This is a genomic window from Azospirillum oleiclasticum, assembly GCF_013423485.1.
GTDB classification, from domain to species: Bacteria; Pseudomonadota; Alphaproteobacteria; order Azospirillales; family Azospirillaceae; genus Azospirillum; species Azospirillum oleiclasticum.
Window position 1 is genome coordinate 104,395 of the sequence record NZ_JABFFR010000030.1, and the last position, 20,506, is coordinate 124,900.

Below are 20,506 nucleotides of genomic sequence, written 5' to 3' on the forward strand. Positions count from 1 at the left end.
CTCCCTCAGCGGGTCAGGAACAGGTCGCCGTTGCCGCTGACGGTGAACCGCCAGCCGGCCTTGACCCGTGTGGTGAAAAAAGCCTCCTCGACGAGGCAGGGGCCGGCGCCGTGCTCGCCGGGCGCCAGGTTTTCCAGCCGGTAGAGGGGCAGCGTCTCGGACCCGCGGCGCTCGCCCGACGGTTCGGCGCGGGTGCCCTCCGTCACCTCGGCGGGTCCAAGCGCGATGCGGTCGATCGGCCGCACCACCGACAACGCCAGCCAGCGCCCAGCACCGGGCGCGTCGGCCGCCGCCTCGTCCAGCGGGGCGCTGCGGTGGCCGCCGTCGTCGGGGGTCAGCACCGACCAGTCCAGTCGGCAGGCGTCGAGCGCGAAGCCCTCCGCCAGCATGCCGCGGCGCGCCTGCTCCAGCAGTTCGGCTCGCGCCGGCTCCAGCCCGCCGCCGGCCTCGGCCAGCGGCTCCAGATGGGTGTGCCGGATGTCGCTGAAGGAAATGCCGAAGGCGCTGAACACTGCGGCGAAGCGCGGGATCAGCACGCGGGAGAGCCCGGCCTTCTCGGCGACGCCGCAAGCGCTCATCGGCCCGGCCCCGCCGAAGGCCATCAGCACGCAGCCGTCCCCGTCGCCGCCACCTTCCGTCCGCAACGCTGCGGCGATGCGGGCGTCGTAGGCGTCGACCATGGCGGTCACCGCCTCCTCCAACGTCAGGCCGAGCGGCTCGGCGACGGCGGTGCGCACCGCCCGTTCGGCGCGCTCCACGTCCAGCGTCAGCCGCCCGCCGAAATAGGCGGCGGGGTCGAGCACACCCTGGACCAGCAACGCGTCGGTGATGGTGGCGTGGGTGCCGCCACGACCGAAGCAGGCGGGGCCGGGGGCGGCGCCGACGCTCTCCGGCCCCACGGTGATGGCGCCATCGACCACCCGGATGATGGAGCCGCCCCCGGCGCCGATGCTGAGGATGCGGGCGAGCGGGATCGGCACCGGCGCCCCTTCGATGGCACCCGCCTCGTCCACCGCGACGCGGCCGTCGAGGAGCACGGCGATGTCGGTGGTGGTGCCGCCGATGTCCATGGTGACGGCGTCGCGGATGCCGTAATGGGCGGCCAGCACCTCCGCCCCGACCACGCCCCCCTGCGGGCCGGAGGAGTAGGTCTTGATGGCGACGGTCTTGGCGACGCGGGTCGACGTGCCGTCGTTGCCGAAGATCAGCAGCGGCTTGCGCGCGCGGTGGTCGCGCAGGCTGTTCTCCGCGTTGTAGAGGAACCGCTCCATGGCCGGGTGCAGGAAGGCGTTCACCAGCGCCGCCCACAGCCGCCGCTCCTCGCTGCCGATGCGCGACAGCCGGGTCGAGAACAGCAGCGGCACCGCCCCCAGCAGATGGCGCGGGAAGGCGCGGTAGAGCGCGCGCATGGCGGCCTGTTCCAACGCCTCCGCCTGCGCGCCGGACAGCGCCACCACCACCCGGTTGGTTCCGGCCGACACCAGCCCGGACACGGCCATCACCAGATCCTGCGGATCGCTGCCGGCCGTCCCCGCCCCCGGCACCACCGCCACCCGCCCGCCGACGAAGGCCTCGAACAGCGCGGGCGCGGCGTTGGCGGCGGCCTCGGCGAGTGCCGCGGAGTCCGTCAGCAGCCCGATCCGCGGCCCCTTGCGCTGGACGATGGCGTTGGTGCCCTGCGTCGTCGAATAGCGGATGTGGTCGATGCCGGCGATCATGCGGCCGAGATCGGCCTCCCCGAACACCCGCTCGGACAGCGCCTCCAGCCCCTTGATGAAACATTCGGTGAGATCGTGCGGCGTGGTGATCGTCTTGACATGGATGGTGCCGGCGCCGTCGGTCGCGCACACGTCCGTCAAGGTCCCGCCGTTGTCGATGCTGACCAGGAACCCCACAGTCTTCCTCCCCCTTGGCACCCGCTGGCGCGGGTCGTCCCGGTCCGCATCCTGGCCGGGGAGGGAAGGGGCCGCCCCACCCGAAAGAATTGCCGTCGGGCAGGGCGGGAGAAATGCCCCCTCCGCGCAGGGCGGAGAGGGTGGGGCCATCGTCAGGTGTGCCGAGCCAGATTGGAAATCAGCTCAGTCAGTACATTAGGATCCAATGGACTTGTTGCCATTTTAGGAAAAATTAATCCTTAAAAACATCAATATTATCAAATATTATGCAATCATCGTCATCAATGGTGAAAGTAACTACGCTCACAGAAAGTTCCTCTATGGCGCGTTTGAAATTTGGATCCTCTCGATTTGCAGGGCATACGAGAATACGCTTTGGGCGAGGCGTTTGTCCTGCGCCATAAACAACAAGCTGCCCCAATGCCGTAAACCAGCTTTGAGTATCGGATGACACTTTGACTTCAAAAAGTACTTTCATCTTATTATATTTATCCATTATATATAGATCAGGTCTCATTTCATCATGCATGCTGTTTTTGGGGGCTGCTCCAAGTGCATCTGCCAACGCATTTACAACGCGGCCATGCAAGCGGTTTATATCATACGTCCCGCTTGATACACCTATTCCATTGGACCCATTTTGTCGATTAAATACGTTATCTGCTCCGGACAATTTTCGGATATTGAAAAATCTGTCTTCCGGTATTTTCCCATTCTTGGCGAGTGTCCGGATGCGCTCACATTCTTTTACGTATGAGAATAGACGCGGCAAAAAGGACTGCGAGGTTATAGCGCCAATGATGAAAACATGTTCCTCCTTCTGATCAGATCGGATAATTTTCTCGCGAACAAAACCTCGAATCAGTTCAGAAAAATCATCAGATGAGACGGATGCACGACCACCGCCAAGCCCACCGCGATGCCCGATATAGAAATTTCCTGCATCATCTCTGAGTGCGCGTGTCGAAACCCGTCGGTTTTCAGGATCAAAAGAAAAATTCATTTCAACGCTGGGGGTAAGATTGCTAAAATCTTCGCCCTCAAATGAGCCAAATCCACAGGGCAGACGATTCCCACTCCATGCTTTTTCTAGAAAGTAAGCCCAAAGCCCTTCCCCGCTGCCGCCATTCTTTGGCCAGCACACTAGATCAGCGTCAAAAGCGCCTCCAGGCGTAGTTAGGCGGCGCTCCCCGAGCTTTTTGCCCTTCCGCTCGAATATTGCACGCAGGGCATCCCGGACGTACCCAACCTGATTATGTTCGACAAGCTGAAGCATGTCAGACCTCGCGCTAAAATACCTCCTATGGATAGCACACTCACCCGACAATGGATATAAAATCCCATCGATAGCGGCATGAGAGGTAACGCGGGCTACGGCACAAAAAGGCTGCATCGAATTCGGCACCGGCAAATCTCGGATTTTTTGTCCAGTGGACGGAGATCGTAGTCGCCGACCGGTGCCGAATGGTAGACGCAAAATCAGGTGTGCCGCGGTTCCAGCACGCTCAGGTAATTGGCGACCGCCGCACCGCCCATGTTGAAGGTGGCACCGAGGGTCGCACCGGGGATTTGCAGGTCGCCGGCGCTGCCGGTGAGCTGCATGGCGGCCAGCGCATGCATGGACACGCCGGTGGCGCCGATCGGGTGGCCCTTCGCCTTCAGCCCGCCGGAGCGGTTGACCGGCAGCCGGCCGTCCTTCAGCACCGTGCCCTCGGCGATGGCGCGCGCCCCCTGGCCGGGCTCCGCCAGGCCCATGGCCTCGTAGATCATCAGCTCGGCCATGGTGAAGCAGTCGTGCACCTCGGCGAAGGACAGGTCGGACAGCGCAGCGCCGGCCGCCGCCAGCCCGCGCGCCCAGGTCTCCCGCGGGCCTTCGAAGGCGAGGATGTCGCGCCGGCTCATCGGCATGACGTCGTTGACCTGCACCGCGGCGCGGAAACCCACCGCGCGCGGGGCGCTGCGGGCGCGGTCGGCCGAGGCCAGCACCAGCGCCGCCGCCCCGTCGGACACCAGCGAGCAGTCGGTGCGCTTCAGCGGCCCGGCGACGAAGGGGTTCTTCTCCGACGGTTCCCGGCAGAAGGCGTAGCCGATGTCGCGGCGCATCTGGGCGTAGGGGTTGTCGCAGCCGTTCGCGTGGTTCTTGGCGGCGATGGCGGCCAGCGCGTCGGACTGGTCGCCGTGGCGCTCGAAATAGGCGGCGGCGATCTTTCCGAAGACACCGGCGAAACCGGCCTCGATGCCACTCTCCTCCGCCACGTAGCAGGCGTGCAGCAGGATCTCGCCGACCTCCTTGGGCGGCACCTCGCTCATCTTCTCCACGCCGACGACCAGCGCCACGCGGGCGTCGCCGACGCGGATGCCGCGCAGCGCCGCATGCACCGCGGCCGACCCGGTGGCGCAGGCGTTCTCCACCCGCGTCGCCCGGCGGAAGCGCAGATCCGGCGAGACGCCGAGCGCCAGCGAGGCGGAGAAATCCTGACGCACGAATCCGGAATTGAAATGGCCGAGCCAGATCTCATCGATCTCCGCCGGCTCCACGCCGGCGTGCGCGATGGCCGCGGCGGCGGCGTCGATGATCATCCGCTCCACGCTGCGCGGGTCGGCGCGCGTGAACGGCTCGTGCGACCAGCCGATGATCGCCGGCGATGCGCTGCTGTCCATGGGTCTGTCCCTCCTGTTTTTCCCTGCCGGGCTGGTCCGGAGGCACGAGGCGTGCCACCCCCGGCCAATTGCCCGCCCCACACTTTGAGGTGGGGGACGGCCAGCTACGGCCGCTTAGCGTCGCCCGTCAAGACGGGACGGAGAGGGAGAGGAACCGCCATGGGACAGGGCACCCCCGCAGCCGGCGCGTAGGTCGGGGCATGTTCGCGGAATTCCGCCCGACCTGGTTGACGCCGGACCTGGACCTGCTGGACGACACCGTCGGTCGCTTCGTCGAGCGGGAGGAGACGCCCGACACCGCCACCGCCAGTCCGAGGTCATGCGCGGGATCATCGCCAAGGCGCATCTCGGCGCCCCCGTCGACCGGGGCCGCTGACCTCTGACCGCCGTCGGCACCAATCAAACAACGGGAGGACAGCATGCCGTTCGATTTCACCGGCCGGATCGCGCACGTCACCGGCGCCGCGTCCGGCATCGGGCGCGCCATCGCCCGCGCCTTCGCCGCGGCCGGGGCCACGGTGGTCGCCACCGACATCGACGGGGACGGGCTGGAGCGGCTGGCCGCCGAACTCGGCCCCGCCGGTGCCACGCGCCGGATGGACGCCGGCAGCGACGCCGACATCGCCGCCACCACCGCCTGGATATCCGACCGCTTCGGCCGGCTGGACATCCTCGTCAACAACGCCGGCATGGCGATCCTGGAGCCCATCGCGGCGGTGGGCGACGTCTCCTTCGACCGCCAGATGGCGGTGCTGCTCAAGGGGCCCATGCTGCTCACCCGGTACTCGGCGCCGCTGCTGAGCCGGGCGGAGGATGGGGCGATCGTCAACATCGCGTCCATCGCCGCCGTCATCCAGGCGCACCGCCACGCCGTCTATTCCGCCTGCAAGGCCGGGCTGGTCAAGTTCACCAAGGACGCCGCCAAGGAGTTTCCCGCGGTGCGCAGCAACGTGGTGCTGCCCGGCTTCATCGACACGCCCATCCTCGACGTCTACGGCAAGGGCGAGGCGCTCGACGCGATCAAGGCCGAGGTGGCGCGGCAGGTCCCGCGCGGCCGGCTGGGGCGGCCGGAGGAGATCGCCGACGCCGTCCTGTTCCTGTGCTCCCGCCACGCCGCCTACATCACCGGGGCCGAGCTGGTGGTCGATGGCGGTCTCACCAGCACGCCGCTGGAGCGGCTGTGACCGGGCGGTCGGCCCGGCCGGCCAGCGAACACGGCATCCCGGCCACGGAACCCGCAACCCCCCTTCAAATGGGTGGGGCGGGTGGGGACAGCCTTCCGCCAAATGTCGTCAAGCCCGCGACCGCGCCGACGGGAACAAAGTTCGGGGAGTGAATGGTGGAACCGAGTCAGCTCAATTGGCGGATCGCCCGCAGCATCATCGGCCACCGGTGGATTTCGGCCACGATCCTGCTGGCGATCACCCTGTTCTTCGCCGCCGGCCTGCGCAACGTCCAGCTCCAGACCATCTTCAGCGACCTGCTGCCGAGCGACCATCCCTTCGTCCAGACCTACAAGGCGCACCCGAATTTCGGCAACCCGTTGACCGTCACCATCATGGTGCAGCGCAAGGACGGCGACATCTACAACGCCGAGACGCTGGCCAAGGTGTGGGACCTCACCCGCGACATCGATCTGGCACCCGCCGTTGATCACGACCAGGTGCTGTCCATCGCGACGGAGAAGGCGCGCTACGCCGTGGCCGTGCCGGGCGGCATAGACGTCCGCCCGCTGATGGAGAACCACCCCCCGCGCACCGCCGCCGAGATCGCCGATTTCCGGGAGCGGGTGAAGAAGTCGCCCAACGCACGGCGCTTCCTGATCGCCGACGACCAGTCGGCGACGCTGATCAACGCCACCTTCATCGAGCACAACCTCGATTACGGCGAGACCTTCCGCTATCTGCAACAGCTCGTGGAAAAGGCGCGCGACGCGAAGCACGAGGTCTTCATGGCAGGGCAGCCGGCGCTGACCGGCTGGGTCTACCACTACGAGTGGGAGATGCTGGGCATCTTCGGCGTCACCGCGGCGGCGATGATCCTGGCGCTCATCCTCTACATGCGCAATGTCACCGGCGTGGTGGCGCCGGTGCTGGCGAGCGTGGTGTCCGCCATCTGGGGCTTCGGCTTCGTCGGCTGGCTGGGCGTGCCGGTCGAGCCGCTGGTGATGGTCGTGCCGATGCTGCTGGTGGCGCGCTCCTTCAGCCACTGCGTGCAGGCGACCGAGCGCTATTACGAGGTCTTCGCCCACATCTCCGACCGCCGCAAGGCGGCGGAGATCTCCATGGCGGTGATGATGGCGCCGGGCGTGCTCGGCATCTTCACCGACGTGGCGGGGCTGATGCTGGTGGCGGTCGCACCCATCCCGGCGATGCAGCGCTTCGCGCTGTTCACCGGCTTCTGGGCGATGATGCTGGTGCCGACCAGCGTGCTGCTGACGCCGCTGGCGCTGCTCTGGCTGCCGCGCCCGAAGAACGTGAAGTCCATCGTCGGTGCGGACGCGGAGGAGGGGACCGGCCACCGCGCCATCAAGCACCTGCTCGACCGCATCGCCCGGCTGACCTTCGGCCGGCGGGCGCGGGCGACCACCGCGGTGCTTTTGGTCGCGGTCGCCCTCGGCGGGTGGGAATTCAGCAAGCTGACCATCGGCAACCCGGTCGAGGGCACGCCGCTGCTGCATCCGGACTCCGAATTCAACCGGGCCGTGGCCGCCATCAACCGCCATTTCCCCGGCGTCAACACGCTGGAAGTGGTGTTCGAGGCCAAGTCGGAGGACCGGCTCGACCGCGTCGTGCGGCACGCCGACACCATCATGACGATGCAACGCTTCCAGCACATCATGGAGGACAACCCCAACCCGCCGGCGGCGACGCTGTCCTTCGCCGACTATCTGGGGGAGGCGAACCGGCTGTTCAGCGGCGGCAACCCGAAATGGGCGCCGCTCGACCGCGACGACGCGGCGGTGTCGGCGGCTGCGGGTGCCCTGATGGTGGGCACCAGCCCCAAGGCCTTCCTGCACGTCACCGACTTCGAGCAGCGCAACGGCACCGTCTCGCTCTGGTACAAGGACAACCGGCAGGAAACGGTGGACGAGGCGCTGCGCCAGGCGCGCGCCGCGGTGGCCGAGGTGGGCGCCGAGCATCCCGATTTCCGCATCCGGCTGGCCGGCGGCACCATCGCCCTGCAGCAGTCGATGAACGACACGGTGGACCAGTACCACTACATCATCCTCGGTCTGCTGAATCTCGTCATCCTGCTGGGCTGCGGACTCGCCTACCGCTCGTTGATGGCGGGGATCATCCTGCTGATCCCGGTCAACCTGTCGAACCTGTTCCTGCTGGCGGTGATGACGGCGCTGGGGATCGGGCTCGACGTCAACACGCTGCTGATCATGGCCATCGGGATCGGCGTCGGCATCGACTACGGCATCTACCTGCTCAGCCGCATCTGCGAGGAGTACCAGGATTACGGGGAGGAGGGGGCCGCCATCCTCGCGTCGGTGACCACGACCGGCAAGGCGATCTTCTTCACCGCCATGATCAACCTGATCGGCATCCTGCCCTGGTACGTCATGTCCGAGCTGAAGTTCCTGTCCGACATGGGGCTGATGCTGGTCATGGTGATGCTCATCAACATGGTGCTGGCGCTGATCGCCCTGCCGCTTTGCGTCTGGTGGATCAAGCCGCACTTCGTCCGCTCCAAGGACCTGTTGGTCGGGGAGGGGGTGGACCTGTCGCAGTTCGTCTTCCACCAGCCGGCGGTGGCCGACGAGGCGCGCGATGTCGAAGGCCTGCTCGCCGACAGCCGCCGCAAGGGCGTGGCGGGCGCCAAATCGTGAAAAATCTCAACGGGAGGAGATCGATGCACATCGCCAAATTCGGGCACGGCTTCAGCCGCCGCGTCTTCCTGGAGCGCACCGCCCAGGGCATCTGCGCCGCCGGCGTCCTGGCGCCGCTGTGGTCCACCATCGCGCGCTCGGGCGACATCACCAAGGCCTACCCGGCGGAGCTGCTCTCCATCGACGCCCACACCAAGGGCAGGATCAAGACCGGCGACGTCATCACCGCCGCCAACGTGGACATCGTGAAGCACCTGCTCGACCCCGTGGCCTACCGTCAGGTGAAGGAGATGGGGCGGCGCTTCACCATCGTGCCGACCACCACCGACGCCACCAGGCTGTTCCCGCACGAGTATCTGGAAGCCACCCTGCGCAACGCCGGCAAGGGCCGGCTGGACGCCGACGGCAACGTCACCACCAGCGACGGCAAGCCGTGGATCGGCGGCAACCCCTTCCCCGACGCCAAGACCGGGCTGGAGGTGTTCGCCAACCTCGTGCTGTCCTGGGGCCGGCACAACGACAGCGTCTACGCCATCCGCGACTGGGACATCTCCCCCGACGGGGCCGTCTCCTACCAGTACGACTTCGTCTGGGCGGAGCAGAACACCATCGGCCTGACCAGCGGCGGCACCCCCTACATCGAGGGCAAGGAGGACAAGCTGCGCTACCAGGCGGTCTATTTCACCGCCCCGTCGGACGCCAAGGGCACCGCCTACCTCAACACCTGGTACAACGACCAGCGCAAGTTCCCGGATCTGATCGGCTACATCCCGGCCTTCAAGCGGGTGCGCAATTTCCCCACCAACCAGCGCTTCGAACCGCTGGTGCCCGGCATCACCTACTTCCTGTCCGACGCCTGGGGAGCCGGCGACCCCATGTTGACCTGGGGCAACTACAAGCTGGTCGGCACCCAGCCGATGCTGGGCAGCCAGTCCGCCAACTTCACCGGCGGCCGCAACGCCAACTGGGAACGCGGGCTGCACGGCGGGCCGCAGAACCAGACCTTCTTCGATGATTACAAGGAGCTCTGCCCGGAATGCTTCGTGGTGGAGTGCGAGCCGGTCGGCTACCCGCGCTCCCCGGTCAGCAAGAAGCGCGTCTACATCGACGCCCGCAACATGATGTTCATCGGCTACGTCACATTCGATCGGCGTGGCGAGCTGTGGAAGTCGTTCGAGCCGGCCTTCAGCCAGTATGTCGACGGCAACACCAAGGTGATGGACGGCAAGCACGTCGCGTGGTCGTGGACGCATGTGATGAGCCACGACATCCAGACCAACCGGATGAGCCGCTTCGTCCAGGCCCGCGAGATCGTCGGCGGGGTGAGGAGCGAATACAACCAGGGCCCGTCCATCTACAGCCGCTACCTGACGGAGCAGGCGGTCCGCCGCTTCGGCACCTGACCGGCAGGACGCACGGGCGCTTCGGCGTCCGTGCGTCCGTCCGGCCCGACATTCCATTTTCCGGGAGTATCCCGTGACGCTGCGACGATTGGGGTTCGCGGCCCTGGCCCTGCTTGTTCCGGCGGCGGCCATGGCCGGTGATGTTCGGGTGCTGCATCAGGCGAAGGCGCACGACGCCGTCTTCGCGTTGGCGATGCAGGGCGACCGCGTGCTGGGGGTCGGTGCCTTGGGTGTGGTGGTGGCCAGCGGCGACGGCGGCGCCACCTGGAAACGGCAGGCCGCCCCGACCGACGACGCGCTGCTGGGCGTGGCGCTCGACCGGGACCGGGCGCTGGCGGTGGGGCAGGGCGGCATCATCCTGCGCCGCGAGAGCGGCGCCTGGACGGTGGCGGCGTCCGGCACCGGCGAACGCCTGTTCGGGGTGGCCCTGCGTCCCGACGGCGTGGCCGTGGCGGTGGGCGCCTTCGGCACCCTCCTGCGCTCCGACGACGCGGGGCGGAGCTGGGCGCCGGTCGCCGTCGACTGGGCGTCGATGCTGGAGGACGCCATGGAGCCGCACCTCTACGCCGTGCGGGTGGCCGGCGACGCGCTTCTGGCGGTCGGCGAATTCGGGCTGGTGATGCGGTCGGAAGATGGCGGGCGGCGCTGGACCGGCACCCGTGTGACCGACGCCTCGCTCTTCGATCTCGCCATGGACGGCAACGGACAGGGGCTCGCCGTCGGTCAGAAGGGCACGGTGGTGCGCACCACCGACGGCGGCGCCAGCTGGACTGCCACGTCGGTGGGCACCGACACCGCGCTGCTCGGCGCGTGGCGCTCGGGGCCGGACGCCCGGATCGTCGGCGTGCAGTCAGCGTGGCGCAGCACCGACGGTGGCGCCACCTGGGCCGCGGACGACCGCGGCGACCTCGCGACCGCCTGGTACCAGACCATCGCCGGCGAGGGCGAACCGATGGCCGGCGGGCACGCCGGCCGGATCGTCGCACTGGGGAAGTGACGAGAGGACAACGCGACCGTGTGACAAAAGGGGGAGGAACGATATGCGACGCGCGATTTCATCGGTGCTGCTGGGGACGGCGCTCGCCGGCGGCGGTGGCACGCTGGCCCTGGCCGAGACGAACGTCACGGTCCAGGGCTTCATCCGGCAGGAGCTGGCACCGGCCGTCACCGGTGACCGCAACCCGTACAACCAGGGCGGCAATCCCTACAACAACAACCCGCAGGCCATCAACACATGGTTCGGGCCGGCCATCGGCAACCGGACCATCGACAGCTCGGACTCGCCCATCAACTGGATGGCGACGCGGCTGGAGACCGACATCTCCGCCCAGTTCACCGACAGCCTGAAGGGCTTCGTCAGGGTCCGGGCGCTCTACGCGCCACAGGTCTACGACGAGCCGGTCGGCTACAGCATGTTCAAGACCGGCTATTACCATGGCAACAGCGCCACGCCGTTCGAGATCGCCGGCAAGACCGGCATGGCCGATCTGCCCGCCGCCTATCTCGATTATTCCGAGGGGCCGCTGTGGGTCCGCGCCGGCAACCAGCAGATCGCCTGGGGCGAATCGCTGTTCTTCCGGGTGCTCGACGTGCCGAACGGGCTGGACCTGCGCCGACACCTGATCTTCGAGCCGGTGGCGGAGGAGTTCTCCGACAAGCGCGTCGCCATGCCGGCGGTGCGCGGCTCCTTCCGGTTCGGCGAGAACGTCGAATTCGAGGCGTTCACCCAGATGTTCAACCCGTCGATCCTGCCGCCGGCCAATTCCCCCTACAACCTGATCCCGTCGCAGTTCACCGTGCACGACGATTACCGGGCGTCGGACAGCTACCCGAACTTCGGCGGGCGGCTGCAGATGCATTTCGGCGACCTGTCGGTGCAACTCCTCGGCGTGCGGCGCAAGAATCCGGACGGTGTGTTCCAGTGGACGCAGTCGGGCGTGAACCGCGGTCTGCCGGGGGCCGGCGGCATCGGCGGCGACGTGCTGGCGACGACCCCGTTCGAGGTCAGCTCGACCGGCGTCTGCTCGGCGCAGGAGTGGTTCCACTACGCCGGGCTGGTGCGGTTGAACGGCGTCACCGCCGTCAACTCCGCCGTCACCGGCGATTTCGCCAGCGCGCAGTCGCTGGGCGCCACCACCGTCTCCTCCTACACCGAGGCGGCGGAGCAGCTGAACACCTTCTTCAACCTCGCCGGCGGCTGCATGCGCGGGCACATCCGGCGGAGCTACCCGCTGGAGAACATCTTCGGGGCCGGTGCCAACTACACCGTGACCGCCGAGCCCGGCAGCTTCCTCGACCAGCTCATCATCCGCGGCGAGGTGAGCTACACGCCCAACAAGAGCTTCACCAACCCCAGCCTCGGCGCGCCGATCGTCCGGGACGAGGTGGCGGCCTCGCTGAATTTCGAGAAGTACCACCGCTTCAGCGACGATTTCCCGGCCACCTACATGGTGCTCCAGTATCTCTACAAGTCGAAGAGCGACCTGTTCGGCCGCTACCTCGGCGGCTTCGGCGGCGACGAGAGCAAGACGCCGACCGGCGACCACAGCTTCCACGCGCTGGCCTTCGCCGTGCAGCAGCCCTTCCCCAACCTGATCTGGCGGGCCGACCTGTCGATCCTGGCGGATCTGGAAGGCGGCGTGATGGTGCAGCCGGCGCTGCGCTGGAAACCGTCGGCCGACTGGCAGGTCGATGGCTACGCCACGCTGTTCCACTCGGCGGAAAACAACCGCAACGCCATCGACACCGTCAACTGGGCCAGCGAGATTGGGCTGCGTTTCACGCGTCTCTTCTGACTTGTCTCCCTGAACCTGGCGGGGCGTCCACGGACGCCCCTTTTCTTGCGGGCGGGGGCGGGCGATGCGCGTGGGGCGGTACGGCCGCGGCTGGACGCGGCGTGTGTTCCTGGAAAAACTGGCGGCCGGCGCCGCCTCGGCCGGGGTGCTGGCGCCGCTGTGGGAGGTGCTGGCGAAGGACGGCGACGCCCGCCGCGCCTACCCCGACGAGCTTCTGTCCATCGAGGCGCGCACCCGCGGCCGGCTGGCGCCCGGCTCGGTGATCGATGCCGGCACGGCGGAGCTGGTGCGGGACCTGCTCGACCCCGTGCGTTTCCGGCAGGTGACGGAGATGGGGCGGCGGCTCGTCATCGGCCCCACCACCACCGACCTGATGCGGTTGGGGCCGTGGGAGTTCATCGAGGCGACGCTGCGCAACGCCGGCCGGGCGCGCTTCGCCGCCGACGGCAACATCGTGGCCGACGACGGCGGCCCCTGGATCGGCGGCCACCCCTTCCCCGCGGCGCGCACGGCGCTGGAGGTGTTCGCCGGCCAGACCCTGAGCTGGGGCCGGCACGACGTGTCGGTCTATGCCTCCCGCGAGGAGGACATCGAGACGGACGGCGCCGTCACCCACCGCTACGAGACGGTGTGGGCGGAGCTGGCGGCCACCGGGCGGCTGGTGCTCGATCCCCGGCCCCACTGGACGGGGCGGGAGGACACGCTGCGCTTCCAGGCCGTCTATTTCCTGTCCCCGGTCGACAGCCGCAGCGGCTATCTCAGCGTCTGGCCCTACGACCAGAACCGGCTGCCGTCGCTGCTGGGCTATCTGCCGCAGTTCAAGCGGGTGCGCTCGCTGCCGACCAACCAGCGCTTCGAGCCGCCGGTTCCGGGCTCCGCCCTCTACCTGTCCGACGCCTGGGCGGCCGGCGATCCGTTCCTGATGTGGTCGAACTACCGGATCGTCCAGCGCGGCCCGGCGCTGGCCGCCCTGTCCGGCAACTGGACCGCCGGCGATCCCGACTGGCGCCACGGCACCCACGGCGGGCCGCAGGGCCGGACCTTCTGGAACACCACGGTCGAGCTGGTGCCCGAAGCCATCGTGGTGGAGGCGGAGCCGACCGGCTTCCCGCGCGCCCCGGTGTCGAAGAAGCGCGTGTGGTTCGACGCCCGCACGTGGCTGCCCTTCGCCATGGTCAGCTACGACCGCCGCGGCCAGCCCTTCCGCTTCTTCGACGGCGCCTACGCGTTGTACGAGGCCGGGCCCAAGCGGGTGATGGACGGCCGTCACCCCTACTGGTCCTGGACCCACATCCACGCCCACGACGTGCAGACCGGCCGCGTCACCCGCATCGAGCAGGTCGCGTCCGCCGGCGGCCACCGCATGCGGGTCAACGACCCGGCGGCCTACGACGCCTACCTGACGGAATCCGCACTGCGCCGCTTCGGGGCGTGAGCGACCGCTTGCCGGCAACCGGGATCACTGATAGGAATAATAACGTAAACTCCTACACCCGCGCCCACACCCCTCGCCGTCGCCCGCGACCGTGCAACACCGGTGTCGCACGGCGGTTCGGCCGGAAAACGCCCAAGCCACTGATATCGTACTAATTTTACCCCATCCACACCGTGCGACACCCGGCGTTGTCGCGCAAAAAGTGTTGCACGATGTTGCACGGCCCCCCCCTCACGGCAGGGCGGCGAGCCGGCGGAGCACGGTTTCCGGGTCGGCGTCGGCGGGTGGGCGGCCGTGGAGGAGGGACAGGGTTTCGGGAATGCCGTCCTCCCCCGCCCAGAAGCGGCGGGTGAGGCCGCCGCCGAGGTCGGGCTCACCGGTCGCGACGATGGCCGCCGCCGGCACCTCCGGCAGCAGGATGGCGTCGGGGGCGAGCGCCCGCGCCGCGGCGGCCTCAGCGGGGTCGGTGGCGTGGTCCAGCGACACCGCGACCGACCAGCCGTAATGGCGGGCGGTGTGGGTCAGGGTTTCGCACACCGTCACCGCGTCCCCGTCCGGGGGATCGGCGAAGCACAGCAGCAGGCCGCCCAGCGGCTTGTCGGACAGCGCGCGCAGCACGTCGGTCAGGCACAGCGCCACCTCGTCCTGCGCGTCGAGGTCGTCGGGATCCGCCCCGGCGGCGCGCAGCAGGTCGCGCGGGCAGGGCAGGGCGAGCATCAGGTCGACACCGTGCCCGAGACCATGCGCCAGAGCGTCGGCGGCGCTGTCCAGGAAGGCGGCCGGCGAGCCGGCGCGCAGGCGGTCGGTGAGGCCGGTGGCGGTGCCGTCCAGCGGCCCGCCCGCCTCAAGGAAAGGCACCGCCGCCGGCAGGGCGAGGATGTGGCTGCGCAGGACCGCGTTTGCCTGGATCAGCGCCGCGGCATGGGCGGTGGCGTCCGTCCACCAGTCGGGGCGCGAGCCGGCGAAGACCCGGTGCGCGTAGCCGTCGATGTCGATCCAGCGCAGCGGCCCCCGCCCGCGGGACCGCCACGCGGACAGGCGGGAGGTGCCATCGTTCCTGCTCATCGCGTCCGTCCTCCGGCCGGGGGCATGGGGAGGACGGCGGCGGATCCATCCACCACCACCCGCTCCCCGGAGCGGCATCCTGGCCGCAGCCACGCCCGTCCACCCCACCCGCAAGGGTGGGGGACGACGGGTCGCGGCCGACGCCCGGCGCATCATCGATCCGAAGACGAGGAGACCAGGACCATGAGGAACGACAGAACGGTGGCGCCGCGGGTCCTACGGGGCGAAGCCGTGCTTTACCAGCTCGTCGAAGCTCCGCGGCTGGACGGTGTCGGCGAGGGTGCCCAGCATGTCGCCGACATGGGTGAAGAAGAACCCCATCTGGCGCAGCGCGTGGTGGTCGTGATCGCCGAGGATGGTGGTGCCATGCTCCTTCACCGCGTCGTCCAGCTCCTTGTGCTGGGTCTTCCAGTGGATGGCGTGGCCGAGGCGGTCGCGCGCCGTCCAGATCGTCGCGCAGGGCAGGGTGTAGACGCGCACGGTGCGGCGGAACAGCTCCGTGTCGTGCTTGCAGTTCCGCCAGATCTCGCTCAGCTCGAACATGCAGGCGGGGGAGCGCAGGTACTTTTCGCTGAGGATGACGAACACCCGGCTACCGGCCCCCAGCCGGCGCATGAAGCCGCTGATGGAATCGCCGTGGCTCAGCGCCTTCTTGTCGCGGAGGATGGGGTTGCCGGTGGCCTCGGCGGCGGCGCAGAGCCGGTCCACGACCGCCTCCCGCTCCCGCCCCTCCGGGGTGTCGTTGTCGCTCCAGGCGTAGGACACGTACCAATCGCGGTCCAGGGTGGGTTCCTGCGAGAAGGTCATCGGGCGCTCCGGCTCAACGGGTGGGGCGGCCGGCGGCCGGTCCGACGGCTCGGGGTGCAGGGACAGGCGCCGCTGCTGCTCTTCGACCAGGTCGACCAGCCAAGCCAGCAGCTCAGCCGCGGCGCCGCATTGCGTGCGGACGATGATCTCCCCCTGCCAGGGGCCGGTCATCCGCTCCTCGATGAGGAAGCGGCTGCGGGTCTCCGCCTCGTAGCCGCAGAGCCCGCCCTGCCAGTAGAGCGCGCTCGGCCCTGCCCGCTCGCCCAGCTCGGCCATGATGGCGCGGATCAGCCCGCCATGCAGCAGCGGGTGTTTGAACACCCGCGTTTCGGTGGTGACGCCTTCGTACCATTGGGCGACGACGACGCCCTCGTCCCGCTCCGGCAGCAGATCCGGGGCAATGTACTCCTCTTCTTCATTGTCCTCGCCGAACACGCGGTGGCGGAAGGCGATGCCGCAGGAGCGCATGAGGCTGAGGAACAGCCGGCGGTCGTCGTCGCCATAGCCGGCCCACACGGTGTGGGCGAGGTCGTCGAGGGTGAAGCGCCCGCGGTAGCGGTCGCGGATCAGGCGGTAGGCGCCGCGGTCCCGGTCGAACACGGCGTAGACTGCCTCCATCGCCCAGTTCTGGTCGAGCACGATGCGGTCGTCGAACAGGCCGGGGCGGTGCAGCACCGTGCCGGTGGCGTCCAGATATCGCAGCAGAACCTCCGGCGCGGTGACCCCGCCCTCCTCCCGGCAGATCGCCTCGAACTCGGGTATGGTCAGCAGGCGCCGGCGCTCCGCCGCCGGCCGGTCCTGGTCCGCCGCCCGCATCGTTTCCAGCCGCAACTGCACCTTCCGCCACACCAGCCCGACCTGCGGGACCCCCAGCCGCTCCCGCTGCCACGCCACCGCGTCGGCCAGCGCCTCGGCCAGCGCCTCGAAGCCGCGCGGGGTGGCGGCGCTCACCCTCAGGCTGTGCAGGCAGCGGGCGGCGGCCATCCGCACCTCGTCGGCCGGTGGGCGGAGCGCGCCGGATCCCGGCGCGTCGCAGCGGGTCTGCACCACCAGCGTCGGGCTGGCCGGATGGCCCTGGTGCCGGGCGATGTCGAGCCAGTAGGGCAGCGGGTGGTTGCGGAAATTCAGCCCGCCATGGTCGTGGGGCGGCTCCCCCTCCATCGCCTCCGCCCACACCACGGCCAGCACGGCGGGGCTTTGCAGGAACAGGGCGTGGGTCCCATGATAAATCTCCTGCCCGCCGAAATCCCACACCCACAGCCGGGTGTCCGGCAGGCCGGGCAGGGCGAGGTCGTCGATGCGGATGCCGTGGGTGGAGTCCGACACCGCCTCGAACCCCAGCCCCGCCAGCCGCCGCGCGATCTGCGTCTTCCCCACCCGCCCGTTGCCGAGCAGCAGCAGCTTCACCCCCGGCACCACCGCCACCCCCGCCGCCAGATCGGCGAGGTAGGCGCGCAGGCGGGGGAGGCAGTTGTCTGTGAAGTCGGCCGAGAGGATTTCCGCAGGCACCCCAGGAATGACGGTGGACTCCGCGACCATCCAAGTGAGCGACGTGTTGTCCAGAAGTGCGTCTGGCAAGCCGACCAGCAGACAGAACGAACATTCGATGGTTTGGAGAGCCGAACAAGCGGTCAACGGCGCTAGGTCCGATACCATCGTCCCGGAACAGGTGAGGGATTGGAGGGTAGAACAAGCGGCCAATGGAGCCAAGTCCAACACAGGGGTGTTGGAGCAGTCAAGGGATTGGAGGGTAGCGCTGGCGCCCAGTGGCGTCAGGTCCAAAACCGCGGTGCCGGAACATGTGAGGAAATGGAGATTAGAACAGGCGGCCAGTGGCGCCAAGTCCGATACTGGTGTATCGCCACAGTCGAAGATTTGGATCGCATTGCAGGCGGCCAACGGCGTCAGGTCCGAGATCGAAGTGCCAGAGCACTTAACCCATCGGAGAGAATGGCAGTTGGCAACTGCCGCGAGGTTTGATACTGCAGTATTGTAAAAGAAGAGGTGTTCGAGGGCTGTGCAGGTGGCCAGCGGTGCCAAGTCCGACACTGTGGTATTGGAGCAGACGAAAATTTTGAGGGCTTTGCAGGTAGCCAATGGCGCCAAATCCGATACCCTGGTATCGGCACAATTAAGGGATTCGAGGACGGGGCAGGCGGCCAGCGGTGTCAAGTCTGCGATCGGGGTGTCTGCGATTTTCAAGGTCCGCAGGCGCGGGATGGATCGGACGAAGTCCAGGGACGGTAGATCAGTACGATCAACGTCCAACCATTCGAGCCCGGTGAATACCGCAAGCCGGTGATAGCCGTTCCCAAAGCGGTTGCTCCTGGGTGAGACCTTAAGGCTACTCCCAAGTTCTATAAAATTATTCCCTAAATCCAACTCTCGCAGATGCGTCAGAGCGAACAGCTCCTCCGGCAGATAGGGCAAACCCAGCCCGTTGAGGTCGAGGCGGCCGGTGCGCTGTTCCGCCTCCGCGGCGATGCGGGCGCGGGCGATGGCGAGGGGGTCGGTGGTGTCGGCGGGCGCCATGGGTCCGGGCGGTGGCGGGCGGGGGTGCCCGCAGTGTAGACCGGCGTGGCCGACGATGGGAAGATCGCGGATCGGTGGCGGGCGGGGCGGCGGCTCGCGCACGGGGACCGCCGCGCCGGGGCCGCTGCCGCCGCCCGGCATCGCCGGCCTCTACACCCGGCGCTCGCGGCCCTGCCAGTAATGGTCGCGGATGCTGCGTTTCAGCACCTTGCCGACCGGACTGCGCGGCAGCGGGTCCCAGAAGGTGATCTGTTTGGGGGTCTTCACCCCACCCAGCCGCTCGCGGCAGAGGGTGGCGATCTCCTCCGCGGTGGCGGCGGCGCCGGGCTTGAGCTGGATGCAGGCGGTGACCGCCTCGCCCCACTTGTCGTCGGGCACGCCGACCACCGCGCAATCCTCGACCGCCGGGTGGCTCCAGATCACCTGTTCGATCTCGGAGGGGTAGATGTTGAAGCCGCCGGAGATGATCATGTCGCGCTTGCGGTCGACGATGTAGACGAAGCCGTCGGCGTCGCGGTAGCCGAGATCCCCGGTGTGGTGCCAGCCATGGGCCGAGGCCTCGGCGGTCGCCTGCGGGTTCTTGTAATAGCCCTGCATGACCAGGGCGCCGCGCACCACGATCTCCCCCACCTGCCCGTTCGGCAGCAGGGTGCCGTCCTCGTCCATGATCGCCACGGGGGTCAGCAGGCCGGGCCGCCCGCAGCTCGCCAGCCGCTTCTCCAGCGCCGGGTCGCCGAGCACGAGGTGATCGCGCGGCGGCAGGATGGTGCAGAACATCGGCGCCTCCGCCTGCCCGAAGCTCTGGGCCATGACCGGGCCGAAGACCGCCATCGCCTCCTTCAGCTTCTCCACCGACATCGGGGCGGCGGCGTAGATCAGGTAGCGCAGCGAGGCGTAGTCGTAGGAACGCACGGCGGGGTGCGCCAGCAGCATGTAGATGGCGGTCGGCGGCAGGAACAGGTGGGTGACGCGGTAACGGCCGATGGCCTCCATCACCGCCAGCGGGTCGAAGGCCGGCAGGATGACGTTGGTGGCCCCGGACGCCATCAGCATCATCGCCAGCCCGCCGGCCGCGTGGGTCATCGGTGCCACCACCAGATGCACCGGCGGCACGTCGCTGGGCAGGGTGGCGTGCAGGTTGGCGATCATCGCCATCCAGGTCAGGTTGGTCCACACCGCACCCTTGGGCAGGCCGGTGGTGCCGCCGGTGGGGAAGATGGCGGTGACCGCGTCCAGGGCGGAGGCGCGGATCGGGGTGTGGTCTGGCTGGCCGTCGACCAGCGCCGCCACGCTGTCGGGACCGTCGCCGTCGATGCGCAGGAAGCGGCGGATGCCGGGGCAGCGCTCGCGGAAGGCCGCCACCTTCTCGTCGAACTGGCCGTGCCAGAACAGCACCTCCACATCGAAGCTGCCGAGGATGTGGACGTTCTCGTCCACCCCGTTGCGGGCGTTCACCGGCACCCAGACGCCGCCGGCCCGGGCGATGCCGAGGATGCATTCGAAGGCGCGGCCGAGGTTGGGGCTGTAGACGGCGGCCTTGGTGCCCTCGGGAAAACCGCCGGCGATCAGGCCGTTGGCGATCCGGTGGCTCTGCGCCTGGACCTCGGCGAAGGTCCGGGTGGCCTCGTCATCGATCAGGAAGGGGCGCGCCGGGTCGAGCGCGACGCCCCGGTCGAAGAAGTCGATCAACCTCATCGCGGTCGTCTCCGGTTGGATTGGGTGTTGGGTCGGGTCGGGTCAGACCCCGATCAGACGGTCGATGCGGTCGCGGTCGGCGGCGAAGGCGGCGGTGTCGCCGGCCCAGGCCACCGCCCCGTTCTCCATGACGGCGAAGCGCCGGCACAGCCGTTGCGGAACCGCGAAGTTCTGTTCGACGATCACCACCGCCATGCCCTCGCCGTTGATGATCGCGATGGCGTCGGCCAGCGTGTCGACGATGATCGGGGCCAGCCCCTCCGTCGGTTCGTCGAGCAGCAGCACGCGCGGGTTCGCCATCAGCGCGCGGCCGATGGCCAGCATCTGCTGCTCGCCGCCCGACAGCGACTGCCCGCGGGCGTGCCGCCGCTCCGCCAGCC

13 protein-coding genes are annotated in these 20,506 nt (G+C 68.4%); 6 read left to right on the plus strand and 7 right to left on the minus strand.

From position 1 onward, the window contains the following. Positions 1 to 5: 5 nt before the first annotated feature. The 3 genes from HL658_RS26550 to HL658_RS26560 form a co-directional block, all read right to left on the minus strand. Entirely contained in the window at positions 6 to 1,895 is a 1,890-nt protein-coding gene (locus HL658_RS26550; protein ID WP_180284775.1) for a hydantoinase/oxoprolinase family protein, read from the minus strand. 232 nt (positions 1,896 to 2,127) lie between these two features. Continuing rightward, positions 2,128 to 3,171, minus strand: coding sequence for a hypothetical protein (locus tag HL658_RS26555; RefSeq protein WP_180284776.1), 1,044 nt, complete (start codon positions 3,169 to 3,171; stop codon positions 2,128 to 2,130). A gap of 203 nt (positions 3,172 to 3,374) precedes the next feature. Further along, positions 3,375 to 4,556 carry an acetyl-CoA acetyltransferase gene (locus tag HL658_RS26560; protein ID WP_180284777.1) on the minus strand — a complete coding sequence of 394 codons (1,182 nt, stop codon included), beginning with the start codon at positions 4,554 to 4,556 and terminating at the stop codon, positions 3,375 to 3,377. A gap of 419 nt (positions 4,557 to 4,975) precedes the next feature. On the opposite strand from HL658_RS26560, the gene HL658_RS26565 reads away from it, so the two are divergent. The 6 genes from HL658_RS26565 to HL658_RS26590 all read left to right on the plus strand — a co-directional run bounded on the left by HL658_RS26565 (position 4,976) and on the right by HL658_RS26590 (position 14,027). Further along, positions 4,976 to 5,740, plus strand: coding sequence for an SDR family NAD(P)-dependent oxidoreductase (locus tag HL658_RS26565; RefSeq protein WP_180284779.1), 765 nt, complete (start codon positions 4,976 to 4,978; stop codon positions 5,738 to 5,740). A gap of 152 nt (positions 5,741 to 5,892) precedes the next feature. Beyond that, positions 5,893 to 8,394 (plus strand): efflux RND transporter permease subunit, encoded by a 2,502-nt coding sequence (locus tag HL658_RS26570; RefSeq protein ID WP_180284780.1) that lies wholly within the window; start codon positions 5,893 to 5,895, stop codon positions 8,392 to 8,394. A gap of 23 nt (positions 8,395 to 8,417) precedes the next feature. Further along, on the plus strand, positions 8,418 to 9,797 hold the full coding sequence (locus tag HL658_RS26575; RefSeq protein ID WP_180284781.1) for a DUF1329 domain-containing protein: 1,380 nt from the start codon (positions 8,418 to 8,420) through the stop codon (positions 9,795 to 9,797). 73 nt (positions 9,798 to 9,870) lie between these two features. Next, positions 9,871 to 10,794 carry a WD40/YVTN/BNR-like repeat-containing protein gene (locus HL658_RS26580; RefSeq protein WP_180284782.1) on the plus strand — a complete coding sequence of 308 codons (924 nt, stop codon included), beginning with the start codon at positions 9,871 to 9,873 and terminating at the stop codon, positions 10,792 to 10,794. Positions 10,795 to 10,837: 43 nt separating this feature from the next. Next, the gene (locus tag HL658_RS26585) at positions 10,838 to 12,592 is read left to right on the plus strand and encodes a DUF1302 family protein (RefSeq protein WP_180284783.1); all 1,755 of its coding nucleotides are present in this window, start codon (positions 10,838 to 10,840) and stop codon (positions 12,590 to 12,592) included. A gap of 64 nt (positions 12,593 to 12,656) precedes the next feature. After that, positions 12,657 to 14,027, plus strand: a complete 1,371-nt coding sequence (locus HL658_RS26590; RefSeq protein WP_180284784.1) for a DUF1329 domain-containing protein — start codon at positions 12,657 to 12,659, stop codon at positions 14,025 to 14,027. A 231-nt stretch (positions 14,028 to 14,258) separates the two neighbouring features. On the opposite strand, the gene HL658_RS26595 is transcribed toward HL658_RS26590, so the two are convergent. The 4 genes from HL658_RS26595 to HL658_RS26610 all read right to left on the minus strand — a co-directional run. Beyond that, the gene (locus HL658_RS26595; protein WP_180284785.1) at positions 14,259 to 15,092 is read right to left on the minus strand and encodes a hypothetical protein; all 834 of its coding nucleotides are present in this window, start codon (positions 15,090 to 15,092) and stop codon (positions 14,259 to 14,261) included. Between the two features lie 216 nt (positions 15,093 to 15,308). After that, the gene (locus HL658_RS26600; RefSeq protein ID WP_180287677.1) at positions 15,309 to 17,477 is read right to left on the minus strand and encodes a COR domain-containing protein; all 2,169 of its coding nucleotides are present in this window, start codon (positions 17,475 to 17,477) and stop codon (positions 15,309 to 15,311) included. A 1,104-nt stretch (positions 17,478 to 18,581) separates the two neighbouring features. Beyond that, on the minus strand, positions 18,582 to 20,126 hold the full coding sequence (locus tag HL658_RS26605) for a class I adenylate-forming enzyme family protein (RefSeq protein ID WP_180284787.1): 1,545 nt from the start codon (positions 20,124 to 20,126) through the stop codon (positions 18,582 to 18,584). A gap of 42 nt (positions 20,127 to 20,168) precedes the next feature. After that, the coding region (locus HL658_RS26610) for an ATP-binding cassette domain-containing protein (RefSeq protein WP_180287678.1) at positions 20,169 to 20,506 on the minus strand (338 nt) is incomplete at its 5' end.